The 14,412-nt window shown below is 45.1% G+C and carries 15 protein-coding genes; 13 read left to right on the forward strand and 2 right to left on the reverse strand.

Annotation, left to right across the window (positions count from 1 at the left end; genetic code table 11):
* Together AC4OGX_RS05700 and AC4OGX_RS05705 are read left to right on the forward strand one after the other, a co-directional pair.
* The coding region (locus AC4OGX_RS05700) for an FtsX-like permease family protein (protein ID WP_493329029.1) at window positions 1-378 on the forward strand (378 nt) is incomplete at its 5' end.
* Window positions 379-504: 126 nt separating this feature from the next.
* Window positions 505-1,221 (forward strand): hypothetical protein, encoded by a 717-nt coding sequence (locus AC4OGX_RS05705; protein ID WP_493329030.1) that lies wholly within the window; start codon window positions 505-507, stop codon window positions 1,219-1,221.
* A 51-nt stretch (window positions 1,222-1,272) separates the two neighbouring features.
* Here the strand turns inward: AC4OGX_RS05705 and AC4OGX_RS05710 are convergent, their stop codons facing one another.
* A complete protein-coding gene (locus tag AC4OGX_RS05710) occupies window positions 1,273-2,643 on the reverse strand; it encodes a sensor histidine kinase (RefSeq protein WP_493329031.1) in 1,371 nt (456 codons plus the stop codon).
* The gene (locus AC4OGX_RS05715; protein ID WP_493329033.1) at window positions 2,585-3,274 is read right to left on the reverse strand and encodes a response regulator transcription factor; all 690 of its coding nucleotides are present in this window, start codon (window positions 3,272-3,274) and stop codon (window positions 2,585-2,587) included. The genes AC4OGX_RS05710 and AC4OGX_RS05715 overlap by 59 nt, the downstream gene beginning before the upstream one ends.
* A 229-nt stretch (window positions 3,275-3,503) precedes the next feature.
* On the opposite strand from AC4OGX_RS05715, the gene AC4OGX_RS05720 reads away from it, so the two are divergent.
* The 11 genes from AC4OGX_RS05720 to AC4OGX_RS05770 form a co-directional block, all read left to right on the forward strand.
* On the forward strand, window positions 3,504-3,995 hold the full coding sequence (locus tag AC4OGX_RS05720) for a hypothetical protein (RefSeq protein ID WP_493329035.1): 492 nt from the start codon (window positions 3,504-3,506) through the stop codon (window positions 3,993-3,995).
* A gap of 2 nt (window positions 3,996-3,997) precedes the next feature.
* Window positions 3,998-5,218: an ABC transporter permease gene (locus AC4OGX_RS05725; protein ID WP_493329036.1), complete on the forward strand. Its 1,221-nt coding sequence runs from the start codon at window positions 3,998-4,000 to the stop codon at window positions 5,216-5,218.
* 4 nt (window positions 5,219-5,222) lie between these two features.
* Window positions 5,223-6,668 (forward strand): ABC transporter permease, encoded by a 1,446-nt coding sequence (locus AC4OGX_RS05730; RefSeq protein WP_493329038.1) that lies wholly within the window; start codon window positions 5,223-5,225, stop codon window positions 6,666-6,668.
* A gap of 17 nt (window positions 6,669-6,685) precedes the next feature.
* Window positions 6,686-7,336 carry an ABC transporter ATP-binding protein gene (locus AC4OGX_RS05735; protein ID WP_493329039.1) on the forward strand — a complete coding sequence of 217 codons (651 nt, stop codon included), beginning with the start codon at window positions 6,686-6,688 and terminating at the stop codon, window positions 7,334-7,336.
* Between the two features lie 125 nt (window positions 7,337-7,461).
* The gene (locus AC4OGX_RS05740) at window positions 7,462-8,136 is read left to right on the forward strand and encodes a response regulator transcription factor (RefSeq protein WP_493329040.1); all 675 of its coding nucleotides are present in this window, start codon (window positions 7,462-7,464) and stop codon (window positions 8,134-8,136) included.
* Window positions 8,137-8,183: 47 nt separating this feature from the next.
* Window positions 8,184-9,326: a HAMP domain-containing sensor histidine kinase gene (locus tag AC4OGX_RS05745; RefSeq protein ID WP_493329048.1), complete on the forward strand. Its 1,143-nt coding sequence runs from the start codon at window positions 8,184-8,186 to the stop codon at window positions 9,324-9,326.
* Between the two features lie 94 nt (window positions 9,327-9,420).
* Window positions 9,421-10,491, forward strand: coding sequence for an ABC transporter permease subunit (locus AC4OGX_RS05750; protein ID WP_493329041.1), 1,071 nt, complete (start codon window positions 9,421-9,423; stop codon window positions 10,489-10,491).
* Window positions 10,488-11,144, forward strand: coding sequence for an ABC transporter permease (locus AC4OGX_RS05755; RefSeq protein ID WP_493329042.1), 657 nt, complete (start codon window positions 10,488-10,490; stop codon window positions 11,142-11,144). The genes AC4OGX_RS05750 and AC4OGX_RS05755 overlap by 4 nt, the downstream gene beginning before the upstream one ends.
* Before the next feature lie 3 nt (window positions 11,145-11,147).
* On the forward strand, window positions 11,148-12,023 hold the full coding sequence (locus AC4OGX_RS05760) for an ABC transporter ATP-binding protein (protein ID WP_493329043.1): 876 nt from the start codon (window positions 11,148-11,150) through the stop codon (window positions 12,021-12,023).
* Between the two features lie 224 nt (window positions 12,024-12,247).
* Window positions 12,248-13,516 carry a hypothetical protein gene (locus AC4OGX_RS05765; RefSeq protein ID WP_493329044.1) on the forward strand — a complete coding sequence of 423 codons (1,269 nt, stop codon included), beginning with the start codon at window positions 12,248-12,250 and terminating at the stop codon, window positions 13,514-13,516.
* A 34-nt stretch (window positions 13,517-13,550) separates the two neighbouring features.
* On the forward strand, window positions 13,551-14,412 hold an 862-nt coding region (locus tag AC4OGX_RS05770; protein WP_493329045.1), incomplete at its 3' end, for a spectrin repeat-containing protein.

The raw sequence follows: 14,412 nt of genomic DNA on the forward strand, positions 1-14,412 counted from the left end.
GGCCTGATTCTTTTTATCGGCCTGATCGGGATCTTAAACATTATCAATACGGTTTACAGTAACATTCATACCCGTGTACCGGAAATCGGGATGCAGCGTGCGATCGGCATGAGCGCGGGCAGCCTATATAAAACATTCCTCTGGGAAGGCGCTTATTATGGGATATTTGCATCCATCATCGGCGGCATATTAGGTTATATCTGCACTATTTTTGTAAATGCAGCTTCAACGGATACCATACAGCTTACGGCCTTTCCTTTGATCCCTGTGCTTGAGGCAGCCGCAATCGCAATCGCTGCCTGCCTGCTGGCAACGGCTGTGCCCTTAAGATCCATCTCCAGGATGAGTATTGTGGATTCTATTGAGACAGTGGAATAAGAGATCTGCCCCTTCTGATTTTTTGATTGGAAAACCTTTGCAAGTGTGCTATTATAAACGTATCTGTTCAGAACCATGAACAGATATATACAGGCTATATTAAAAATGCATTGGAGAAGACAGACTATGAAAAAAACAATACTCATGCTGATGTTAGCGGCAGTCCTTAGTATAACAGGATGTGCAGCAGAGAAGAAACCAAGCGCCTCAAAGACGGAAGAGGTAGATAAATTTGCAAACGAGATGAAGGATAAAATGGGAGACAATGTAAGCCTGCCAAGTGAATCCGTAACAAAGGCAATCTCAAAGACCTGGAATGTCATAGAGAACGATGACGTCTATGTTTTGGAGACGGACGGTACAGGAACAAAGAACGGTGAGGCTTTTACCTTCGAATGCGGATTTGACGAAGACAATAATATCACACTGCAGATCAAGACGGACAAGGATAAGGAAGAACTTTATGCCATCACCACTGATACCACAGGGTATGGGATCCATCTGACCTCCATGAACGGCGGAGAGGACCTTTCCCTTCTTCCGGCCGATCTGGAATTCATAGAGATGACAGACGAACGCGCAGCAGGGATCATCGGTGAATGGGCCGATGAGAACGGGAACAAATATATCTTTGAAAAAGAGAATAAAATGGAGATCAAAGGCTCAGACAATGACACAAAAGGAACTTACAGTGTCGTAAAAAATGCGGAGGGAACATTGCTTTTGAACCTGGTCGTATCAGGCGGTACCTTAGAGTTTGAATACACTTTGAATGACGGAGGTCAGGAGATGGAGCTTCAAAGTCCCGGAACAGATACCGTACATCACTGGACGAAACAATAAAATAGATCAATAAAAATCCCGAGGGTGTATGTCCTTGGGATTTTTATTGATCTATTTTAACGGAAATGACACGAAAAATGTAGCTCCGCCCCCTTTTGTATTCTCCACACCCACTTTCCCGTGCAGCATTTTAGCCAGTTCCTTCGCAATGCTGAGTCCCAATCCAAAATGTGCCTTGTCTGTATGGGCTTTGTCTGCGCAGTAGAAGCGGTCGAAGATGTAGGGCTTGTCTTCTTCTTTTATTCCCTGTCCATGGTCTATGACATAAAAAGTAATGGTCTTTGATGTCAATGCTGTCTGAATCTGGATGCAGGAAGTATCCTTTGAGTGCTGCAGGGCATTTTCCACATAGATACTTAGGATCTGCATCAGGCGTTCCTGGTCTGTATAGAGCGCAGGATAGCTGCTCTCAGAAATATCCAGTGATAAGGATACCCCCTTTTTTCTGCAGAGAGGTTCGTATGTTTCATAAAGTGTGATCAGCAGGGTATCAATATCTACGTTACTTAGATTTAATGTCCATGTCTTTGCATCTGACGAAGCAAGCAGGAGCATATCTTTTATCAGATGGGACATTCTCATGCACTCGTTATCCATTGTCTGAACGGACTTTTTCAGTCTCTTGTCTTCGATCCCGAGACTATCAATGAGATCCAGGTTGACAAGAAGGACCGCCAGAGGTGATTTTAATTCATGAGAGGCGGCAGCCACAAATTCCTTCTGACTTTTCAGGGCGCGCGTTGTAGGCTCCAAAGCCTTTTTTAGCAGGAGGTGGCAGATAACGAAGACTGTGCACAGCGACATCAGCCAGGTGAGGATGTAAAAGTAAAGACGTCCCGCAAGTCTTGCCCATACCGATCTTTGGGGATAGATCAGCAGAAGCTCGTAAGTCTCCCCCGTCTTGGCGGCAATTTGGGCAGGAATTCCCCAGTAAAGGTCGTTATCTGTCCCTTTTATCTCGAAAAGTCCGTCCTGTCTCGTTATGGCAGACAGGCTCTTCTTATCGGCAGATGATAGACCTGGCAGGACTTCTGCCTGTGATCCGAACTGTTCATCAAAACGCTCTAAAAGGATATCCGTCTCTGTGGGGAAGGCAATCCTGCTTTGATAGACAGTACTGCCGGCAGAATCTTTGAGACGGCAGAAGATGGAATATTTTTCTTCAAGCCCCTGAATGCTTGTCCTGGTCTGCTGTTCCTGATCTTCAAGCGTATAGATCAGCAGGGTAGCCATCCTCTGAAACAGGATACTGTCATTTGTTTTTTCCGTATTCAACTCATTCATGAGTACGATGACGATGATCAGGGTGATGATCAGCATGACTGAGCTTATAAAAATAAGATGTAGCTTCTTAGATAATCGATCAAGCATCGTGTTTCCTCTCCAGTCTATATCCGGCTCCGTAAATGGTTTTAATTTCACATAAGCTTCCCAGCTCCCGCAAGCGTTTTCTTAGGAAGGAGATGTAATTGTCCACATTTCCTAATTCTACATCCGAGGAGCTTCCCCATATCTTTAATACAAGCTGCTCCCTGGTAAAAAGCTGCTTCGGCTTTTCCATCAAAACATAGAGCAGTTCGGATTCTTTCGCAGTTAAGACCAGGGATTTCTCCGCTTTTGACAGGGTTCGGTTTGTTTTATCAAAGCTTAGATCAGCAAAAGACAGGACGTCCGTACTCTTGATCTTCGAGGGACGCCGGGTCAGCGCGCGGATCCTTGCCAATAATTCCTCTACATGAAATGGCTTTAACAGATAATCATCGGCCCCGCCGTCCAAACCTTCGACCCGGTCCTCTATCCCTGACATCCCTGTGGTGATGATCACCGGGATCTGGATCCCTTTTCTGCGCATAGCCTTTATGATGGTCAGACCGTCTATGATCGGGAGCATCCGGTCTACAACGGCGAGATCATAAGCATAGTCTGTATTGAGGGCATACAGCATGGCCGTCTCGCCATCATAACAGGAATCCACAATATATCCGTTTTTCTTAAGCTGCGCCTGGATCAGGCTGCATAATTCCATGTCATCTTCTAAGAGCAGTATCTTCATATCATCATTTCCTTTATCAGATCAGTTTTAAACAGTATATCAAATAATTCTGTAAAAATCCTCTAAAAAGTCAGGAAGAAATTCTCTTCATCTACAGGATTTTTAGAACGGTTTCTTCTTAAAATGATGGCACAGCAGGAAAACAACATGCAAATGTTTTCTGCCGGAATACATTTTGGCATTGCAGAAATGTATGACAAATCATGGAAAAGGAAAGGTGGAACAAAATATGAGAAATTCAAAAATGGGAAAGGGAATCATCATTATCTTATGTACACTGGCACTGACCGGATGCGGATCTGAATCTTCCCGGGAAAATCCTGTGGATTCCTCTACAGAACAAGGTGGAACGAATCAAACATCAGGCGGAGAAAATCAGGCTGAAGAGCTGTTAAACACTGCAGCTTTGAATGGCAGTGTCATAGAATTTACAGACAGCGGATGCACCATAAGCCCGGTGACCACAGAGGACGGCGGACAAAGTGCCGTAATTGCTGCAGCCGGATACGAAGATGAGGCCGATTCTGTGAATGTGCAGTATCAGGACGATTGTGTCTTCCAGATCGCAGAGGTCGATGTGGCATCAGGAAGTGCAGATATTAGAGAGGCATCCGTCGCTGACATTAAAAAGCAGACCAATCTGGTCCTATTCGGGGATTACACAGATACGAACAGTCTGACCGCTTCTAAGGTTATTATTTGGCGCTATGGGGAGGAATAGACGTGAGATTCTATCAACTGGCTTACCAGTATTTAAGAAGAAAAAAAGGAAAAACAATCCTTTTACTTCTGGTTCTTTTATTTGTCAACAGCATGATCTTAAGCACAAATATGATCCTGCGGGCAACGGAGGATTCGAAATCTGCCATGCAGGAAAAAACGAAAACCAAGATCGTCCTGGAAATCTTAAAGGCAGACCAGAAGATGACCGAAAAGGAGATCGAACAAATCCGAAGAATAAAGGAGGTATCCTCACTGAACCGTATGGCTCATGGTTTGGCTGTGCCGTCGGGATTTCAGCTGATCACAAATAGGGATTCCATGCAGGAAGAGAATCAGAAGGCGTCGCTTTTTTCCTACGACAATCTGGAAAATGACAGTGCATTTTCCGAAGAACGGTACCGTCTTATCAAGGGAGAGTTTCTCACAGAAGATACCGCCGGAGGAATTGTTATGAATGCACTCCTTGCCGACTATAATGGATTGAAATTAGGGGATGAAGTGAACTTTGAGGCAGCAGACGGCAAAATGGTAACCGTCCGTATCACAGGGCTTTTTAGGTCAAATAGTGAGGGAAAGCAGGAGAGCAGTATGATGGCATCCGCCCGGATCGAAAACCAGATTTTCATAGATAATGTTTCATTTACAAAGATATTCGGTGAGACGGGTTATGAGAAAACAGCAGTTTACACGAAAGATCCGGGACAGATCGAATCGTTGGAAACAAAGCTTCAAAAGATCCTGGGCAGTAAAGTGGAAATGACGGCATCGGATACTTTATATAGGCAGATGAAAGCCCCGCTGGAACAGATCATCCGGGTGACAAAGCTGATGCTGGCGCTGACTCTGATCACAGGAGAGGTTGTCGTATCTCTGCTTTTATGTATGTGGATGCGTACGAGGCAAAAGGAGATTGCGGTTTTTATCAGCCTGGGAAGAACAAAGCCGGATCTGATTCTTCAGATATTGTTAGAGACGCTGCTGGTCTTCATCCTGGCGGCAGGCGCATCCTGCGGCCTTGGTAATCTGCTGGCAAATCTTATAAAGAATATGCTCTCACAGGCAGAAACAGCAGAGATCGTTCTGAGTGTCTCTCTGAAATTTGGAGATGTGATCTCCCTGCTTTGCATGGGCGGACTTGTGGTGACGGCAGCCGTTCTATGCTCCTTAGTTCCGGTATTAATAGCCAATCCAAAAGATACCTTATCAAAGATGGAGGGATGAAGATATGAATTGTGTACAACTGGCATGGCGTTCGGTCATCAGAAAGCCTGTAAAAAGTATTCTCCTGCTGCTTGTCGTGTGGGTGATCAGCATTTTTATGTTGTCCGGTATGGCCAGCAAAGATGCGAATGTGGCTGTCCAGGATAAGACCCGTCAGGCAGTGGGGGCAGGGCTTCTTCTGGTAGAAAATGAAGCAAACAGACATATCAGACTTAATCAGATTACGAGCAGGATCGGAGAAAAGGAAGGGAGTCTGGAGGGAGTCCATCAGAAAAAAATAGATTCCGCTGCCGGAACCTCATGGATGGTTACGACGGACAATTCCTTTGAAACACTCAGGCTTTCTGATATTGAAAAGATCGCTGAGGTTTCCGGTATTTCCGATTATAATATTGCAACAGTTCCTACGGCTGTAAACCCGGTTGATTTTTCAAGGATCGAGGACCCGGATGTGGATCAGACTGCCGATAAGCTGGGAGTCACCCTGGTCGGAAACCGGGATATGGCAATGGATTTCAACGTACTGTCCGGAAATGTTTCTATCAAAGAAGGGCGTATGGTGACAAGAAAGGATAAAGACGTCTGCGTGGTTTCCGAAGAGCTGGCGGCTATCAATCATCTCAAAGTGGGTGATAAAATAAAATTTAATGATTATCATGACAGGGAATCCGCAGAGGCTTATGGAGCTGAGATCATCGGGATCTATCAGGTAAAACAGAAAATGACGCCTTATATGTCGGGAGATACTTACCGCTCGGAAAATGTGATCTTTACAGATCTTAGATTCCCGGAAAAAGCAGAGGGAGAAGAGGGAAACCCTTTGTTTGAAAAAGCATATTTCAAAGTGGGGAATGTGGATGAATATGACGCCGTAAAAGAGGCGGTTAAAAAAGTGAAGATCGGATGGGAACGTTATGACTTGATCGATAACAAGGGAAACTTAGATACCATGTCCACGAATTTCAGGGATCTGCAGAAGATCAGCGGAATCCTGATCTGGGTGGCTGCCGGGGCAAGCTTCATTATCTTATTTTTCGTATTTGTTTTCTGGCTGAAAAACCGGGCCAGGGAGGCAGGGATCTATTTAGCGCTTGGAATTTCAAAAGTACACATCCTGGGGCAGATCCTTTTGGAGGCATTTCTGATCGCAGCAGTCGGGGTGCTCCTTTCATTTGCTGCGGCTCCGGCTGTATCAGGACTTACCGCGGATTATCTGGTATCCCAGCAGATCGAGCAGGCAGAGACCGAAAAGGAGATGAACCAGGGGAAGGTTATAAGAAGCGGTCAGGATCCGGAGCAGGAAGTAACCGGGGTCAATGTGGAGATTACCACACAGATGATATTATTTGACATCCTGGACATGGTCCTGCTGATCACGATATCTGTTTTAACCGCCGGAATTTCGGTTTTAAGGAGAGACCCCAGAGACATATTAAGTGAGATGAGCTAAGGAGGATAAAAAGAGTTATGATATTAGAAGTCAAAGAAGTAGATTATTCTTATAGATCACAGAAGACAAAACAGATCTTAAACCATGTTTCCATACAGTTTGAGGAAGGAATGTTCTACACCATAGTGGGGCCAAGCGGAGCAGGGAAGACGACCTTTTTATCCCTCCTGGCCGGGCTGGATACCCCGGTAAGCGGACAGATCCTGTACAATGGATGCGACATACAAAAACAAGGCCTGAATTACCACCGGAGACATCACGTCTCTTTGGTATTCCAGAATTATAATCTGATCGATTATCTGACAGCGGAGGAGAATATAAGGCTCGGCGGCAGCAAAGATCCGGGCAGGTTATTAAAGGAAGTTAATATCCCGCGTGAAGCCTGGAAGCGTAATGTCATGCAGTTATCGGGAGGTCAGCAGCAACGGGTGGCTATCGCCAGGGCACTTTGCAGTGATGCAAAAGTTCTGCTGGCCGACGAGCCCACAGGAAACCTGGACGAAACCACTGCAAAGGAGATTATAGAATTATTGAAAAAAACAGCCCATGAGCTGGGAAAATGTGTCATTGTAGTCACTCACAGCAGACAGCTTGCCGAGGAGGCGGATGAGATCATTCAGATCAAAGATGGGGAGGTGGCTGTCTGCTCTTTCTGGGGGATGCAGTAAGATTAACCGTATGAGGTACATCTATAATACGGGTTTGGATTTTGAGTGGATAAACAAAAATAGTTGTGACGGTTGTTTATTTATTGTTTTTTATCCTGTATACTTACTCATGAGGTGATAAAATCATGCAGTATAAAATTTTAATCGTAGACGACGATACAGAGCTGTTGAAAATGCTGAGAAGTTATTTTGAAATCAAACAGTACGATGTTATTACAGCTGAAAATGGGCTGGAGGCGCTAAAGAAGGTGAGCCAGGACCCGGATATCATATTACTGGATATCAACATGCCCCAGGTGGACGGCATCGAGGTATGCCGCCGGATCAGGGACAAGGTTGGGTGCCCTATTATCTTTTTGACGGCTAAGGCTGAGGAAGAGGACCGGGTGAATGGACTGCTCTCGGGCGGGGATGATTACATCCTAAAACCGTTCAGCCTAAAGGAGCTGGATGCCAGGATCATCGCACATTTAAAGCGGGAAGAGCGACACAAGGCAAAATCAGAGTTTAAGTTTCACGGGGAGCTGATGATCGATTATTTAGCGAAGAAGATTCAGATCGGGGATGCTTCTCTGGAACTGACAAAGCTGGAGTACGATATCATCGAATTTTTGTCCATGAATCCCGGACAGGTGTTTGACAAAGAGCGGATCTACGAGCGGGTCTGCGGTTTTGATGCAGAAGGAGACAGCCGGGTCATCACCGAATTAGTCCGCAGGATCCGCAGGAAAATTGCGGAGCACACGGAGCAGGAATATATCGAAACAGTCTGGGGGATGGGATACAGGTGGAAAAAATAAAGAAAAAAATTAAGAACTTATCATTGAAAAAAACGATCATTCTGTACATGGCAGTCAGCCTTGCCATTACCTTTCCCCTTTCGACCGTCATTGTACTAATGGCAGAATCAACACAGAAAGAAATCTGGAAGAAATATATCGACGAGGATAAGTATATAGAAGCAAGCCTGGGGTCGGGGGAGGATTATGAGGTGGAAATTCCCAGACCGGGCAGAGCAGATATGAGTAAGACAGACTGGCACCTCTCAGAATTGTGCGATATTCTGGAATCATGGACGGTATTGATTCTATCTATTCTGGGAAGCTGCATTGCCGTGATCCTTTTTTACAAGAACAAGCTGCTGCTGCCCATTGAGGAGCTGGATAAGGCATCGAAACTCATCTCGAAGAATGAGCTGGACTTTCATATTACTTATGAAAACAAAGATGAAATGGGTCATCTGTGCAGGGAATTTGAGAAGATGAGGGCGCAGCTTGAGGAAAACAACCGGACCCTCTGGCGGATCGTAGAGGATGAGAAGGCACTGCGCGCGGCGATCGCACACGATATCCGTTCTCCTTTGTCTGTCCTGAAAGGATACCAGGAGATGCTCTTAGAGTTCGTGCCGGATGATACTCTGGATAAGGAGAAAATCATGGAAATGCTCCGGGACGGAATGGGGCAGATCGTGAGAATGGACCGCTTCATTGAGACTATGCGCAAAATGAAACGGCTGGAGGAACGTGAACTACAGTATACGAAGACCGGGATCGAAGAGCTTGCCGGACTGGTCAGAAAAGAGGCTGAAATCCTCTGTAAAGAGACCGGAAAATCCTGTACGATTACCATAGAGGGAGAGAACAGGACAGTATATGTAGATACGGAGGTGGTTCTGGAGGTGGTGGAGAATCTCCTGGGCAATGCGCAAAGATATGCGAAGAAAGAAACAAAAATCATTTTTGCGTCCACAAATACAGAATTGATGATTACTGTGGCAGACGATGGGAGCGGATTTACAGAAGATGCGGAAACTGTCACGAAAGTTTTCTATCACTCCAATCCGCAGGATGATTTAAAACACTTTGGAATGGGAATGTATCTGAGCAGAATTTACTGTAAGAAGCACGGCGGGACCCTTCTGGTAGGAAATCAGAAACAGGGCGGTGCAGCAGTAAAGGCTGTCTTTTCAACAACGGGAAACCAGGAATAAAAATCTGGTTTCCCGTTTTTTCTTTTATCTGCATTGTCTTTTTGTTGTGATTTGCAAGGTATCCTTTACTTATCAAATAGAAAGGCGGGATAGCATGAAAGCAATCATAAAAAGAGAACTGAAAAATTATTTAAAAAACCCGATCTTATGGGTGGGACTGGTCATTGTAGTCTTTGGTATGTTTAAGCAATTGTCACCTTACCTGCAAATCCATTATTTTAATTCAGATAAGGAGATTCAGGACATCCATGTAGAATCACCCCAGGATGGAGAGATAACGGATGGTTATATCCCCGCAACTCCTGACCAGCAGAAAAAAATGGCATTTGAAGTCATTCGGGAGAGTCTGGTGAACGACCTGGAGTATTCAGAAGATAAGGCAGATGAGATCATCGGTAACATGAAAGATATGACCGTTCCTGAGGCGTGTGAGTATTTGAAGGAATACAAGTATAATGGAGCACTCTATACTTTTGAAGATAAGAGATACCGTCAGGGCACCATGGAAGAGGTCAACGGGTATTTAAACGAAAAATTTGAGAAACATTCATTTTCCTTCTATTTTTCCCGCAAGTTTGCAGATTTTGCCGGATTGTATATGGGATTTTTCTCTACGATACTTTTTGCATTTCTGTTTCTTCGGGATACGAAAAAGGATACTTATGAACTGCTGCACACAAAGCCCGTCCGGCCCTGGCAGTATGTGCTGGGAAAGATGGGAGGAGGATTCCTGGTGGCACTGCTCGTGCTTGTCGTACTGAATCTGATTTTCGGCACACTCTGTATGCTGCATGCGGGGAATGCAGGATTCCCGGCGAATGTAATGGATATGTTGTACGCGACCTGTATTTATGTATTACCGAATATGTTAATGGTCATCGCTGTATATACCATTGTGGCGCTTCTGTTTAAGAATCCGCTTCCGGCGGCACCGCTTTTGATTCTCTACATGGTTTATTCCAATATGATCCACAGAGTCGTCGGTCCGGACGGCAGTGATAGATATATAGGGAGACCGCTGGCAATCATGGTGAGATTCCCGGGACAGTTCTTCGATACCACACCGCCGCCGTTTGTTCTGCTCAACCAGACATTTTTAATCCTTGCTTCTGCTGCAATTATTATTTTAGCGATTACGATATGGAAAAGGAGGCGAGTATATTGAAAAACGATTTAAAAATCTCTCTGCCGGTCTATAAAGTGATATACTCGGCGGCATTCGTATTGATATTAAGCCTGGTACGGGGAATTACGTCAGTGGGCGAGATCGGAATCGCGATGGAATCACCGATCGCACTGTTATCCCTTATCTTTTGCGCGGATACTTATCTGATCGAGCTTCAGAGTAAAAGAGGAGATATCTTTCGCCTGTATCCGCTAAAAAAACAGACAACCGCCATTTTACGACGCCTGGCAATCCAGATGATCTATCTGCTGATCCTTGCAGTTGTGGGATATGGATTCTTCTACTGGCAGAGACCAGATGAAATATTAGGAGATCTCACGTCTCCGGAAGCATTCGCACTATTTATGACAGCAATTCCCGGTACCATCATATTCTGGGGAATGCTCTCCATGACGGTCAGTAATTTTTTCCGAAATCTGTGGGCAGGAATCGGGCTGACAGTTGTGATCTGGATCTCCCTGATATCGAAAGCTGGGAGTGAGTTTTTAGATAGATGGAACGTGTTTTCCTATACATTTATGGATACTAAAACTGCATCTGACTTTAGCTGGATGTGCGGTAAGATGCTCTCTGTTGTACTGGCACTTCTCATGATGGGATTGATTCCGGTTTTATTAAAGAAAAGGAGATAGATTATGAGTATAAAAATTGAAGACTTAACGGTAACATTTAAGAATGGGGTGACAGCAGTCAACCATGCAAATCTGGTGATTCCAAAGGGGATCTATGGGCTTCTGGGAGAAAACGGTGCAGGAAAGACCACACTCATGCGTGTTCTGACGACGGTTTTAAAACCGACCGACGGAAACGTGACAATGGACGGCATGCTGTACAGCGAGGGCAACTATAGCAAAATCCAGCAGAAGATCGGATATCTTCCACAGGAGATCGATCTGTATCCACATCTGACTGTGCGGGAATGCCTGGAATATATGGGCGAACTGTCAGGGGTGGAGAAGAAAGAATGCCAAAAACGGATCGATTATTATCTTGAAAAAACAAGCTTAAAAGACCATCAGAACAAGAAGATGAAGCAGCTTTCCGGAGGTATGAGACGGCGTGTGGGGCTGGTGCAGGCTCTCTTAAACGAACCGGATTTTCTGATCGTAGATGAGCCGACCACCGGACTGGACCCGGAGGAGAGAATCCGCATCCGTAACCTGCTGGTAGATTTTTCGGAAAACCGGACGGTACTGTTTTCCACACATGTCGTAGAGGATCTTGCGGCAACCTGCAATCAGCTTGCGGTCATGAAGAAGGGAGAATTCGTATATTCAGGGGATGTCTGGGAATTACTGGATATCGCAAAAGGGCACGTCTGGCAGTGTCATGTGGAGGTGGATGCACTCGCAAGGCGCCTGGAAGAGCGGTATCATGTGTCTGCTAAGCAGTATACAGACCGGGGACTGCAGATGAAGCTGCTGTCCGGGACAAAACCGGATGTGGAATGCGAACCATGTGAGGTAACGCTGGAGGATGCTTATATTTATGTAACCAATGAATTTTGTTAGATAGTCATAAGTACCATAACAGAATAAATCAGACATTAATTCTCTAAAAAGCAAATATTCAGCAATTACTTGACTGCATACAAGAAAAGATTATATAATAAATTATAAATTCAGGTAGACATTTTATATCTGATAACGTGCAGTGCCCTCAACCACCAGTACAGGAAGTTGAGGGCATTTGAGCAGAAACCTATTTGTCAGGCAGGAAAAAGGGGGTGGGAATTATGACGCTTAAGAGGAAAGGAAGATACATACTGCTGCTTTTTATGACCGTGTTTCTTGCAGGATGCTCCAATCAAAAGCCTGCTGCTGAAAATGTATTTGATTCCGATTATGTCCAAATGACCTTCTCAGGTCCGGCGAGATTCAAAGAGGGTGAATTTTTAGTAGTAGACGGCCTTTCTTATTATGTTGACCATGAAAAGGCAATGGCCGTTCCCATCTGTAATAAGCCGGACTGCCGGCACCTGCCGCCAAGGCTTGATAATGACAGCACCTGCAATGCAGCACAAAATGATCAGGTGATTTTTCCATATGCGGGACAGTTATATGGAATCAGCCATGAGGGATCGGAAGAATTGGAATTATATACTTCTGATTTAGACGGAAATAATAGAACAAAACTTGGTTCCTTTCCGGGCGGCTCAGGTCTTCAGGACTTTATAAGGGTTCGTTCGAACCTATATTACACGACGTTTTCCCTGGAAAAGGAAGTAATTCAGGACAATGGTTCGGATTTGAAATTAGTCTGGAAGATGTATCGGTTAGATCTGGATACGAAAAAGGCCAAAGAGATCCTGTCGTATACAGGCGGCGGAAACGGATTACTGCTCCTGGGGGGTACCAAAGACTATCAGATCTACTCGACAGGAGATGAAGAAACCCAGATCTACTGCCTGGATTACGAGACCGGGGAATCCGAAAAGCTTCCGATAGAGGGACAGGCTTATGGATCCATCCTCCCCAGGAAGACAGGCAGGGCGTTTTACTATGTTCACGGTACCGGCCATGAGACCGGAGAAATACACTGTTATGACATGGATCAAAAGGAGGATCATGTCTGTGTGAGCGAAGATGAGATCGGGAAAGCGCTGTCCGGCAGTAAATGGACCGTGGATCTGCAGAGCAGCTTTGATAAGGGAATTCTCTTTGGGGCATATACGACAGACATGTCTGACAGCGGCGTATTTCTGATGGAAAGCGCGGATGCACCTCTAAAAGAACTTCTTCTGCCGGAACAGTTAAAGAAGGAGGAATCACAATTTAACGGATTTTGCAGTGAGACAGAAGAGGGAATGTTTTTTTGGTATTTCAGGGAAGAGGAGATCGGGAAAGATCCATCTGGTAACATCATGACTGATACGGCAAGGTGGTATGCATATATCGGAAAGAATGCACTGCTTCATGGCCGAAACGAGGTGAAAGATGTGATCGATCCCATGGTGTCGGCCATGGCAAATCCGATAGATCAGGATGGGAAGATTTTATATTGATCATGCCGTCTGGCATCTGAAAGGGGGCGGGAATTTGAGGATATTTCAGTTTGAGCTTAAGAAGCTGGCGGGAAATCGGTTCCTCTGGTGTTTCTGTATCCTTTTATTCCTGCTGAATCTCTGGACCCTTCGGGAAAGGGCAAGAACAAGTTATCCAAGTGCAGAGAGCATCAAAGCGGCTTATCAGGACTTTGCAGCAGTTCCTAAAAGAGATCAGGAAACATGGCTGGATGAGAAAAAGGGAAAGCTGGGTATGGAACCGGGGTATACCGGGAATATGTTCTCTGAGCAGGAACTGCTTAAACGTATGGAAAAAGAGCTTAAGCAGATTCAGGGCTATGAAGACTACCTGGATGAGATCGAGATAAAAGCAGAGGAGATGACAGCCCTCATCTTTTCTGATGACCAGTCTTTTGCATACAGGAATGCACAACGAACTCCTCAGGTTTTCGAAAAGCTGCGTGGTTTAAAATTGAAGGCAGATGTATCAGACGGGATAGAACTTGCAACCAGGGCAGGGTTTACAGATTTCTGTCTGTTTTTTGCAGTCATCGCTGTTTCTTACTTTCTGTCGTTTCGGGAGCGCAGGAATAAATTGGATCTTCTTCTGAAATCTACCGGCAGAGGACGTCAAGGTCTGATAAAAGCAAAAATTTGGACAGCGTCAGTAGTAACAGCCCTTCTTGTGCTGCTTTTTTATGGGACAAACTATCTTGTTGGATTTGTAAAGTATGGCTTCGGCGATTTGTTAAGGCCGGTTCAATCGGTGCTGCCACTCTACGAAAGCCCTTTTAAACTGACGGCAGGCGGGTATCTCTGTCTGTATCTGGCTTTGAAATTCATGGTATGTTTTGTGATACTTTTGTTGTCCATGTTTCTTGCACAGACCGTGAAAA

The organism is Faecalicatena sp., assembly GCF_058819085.1.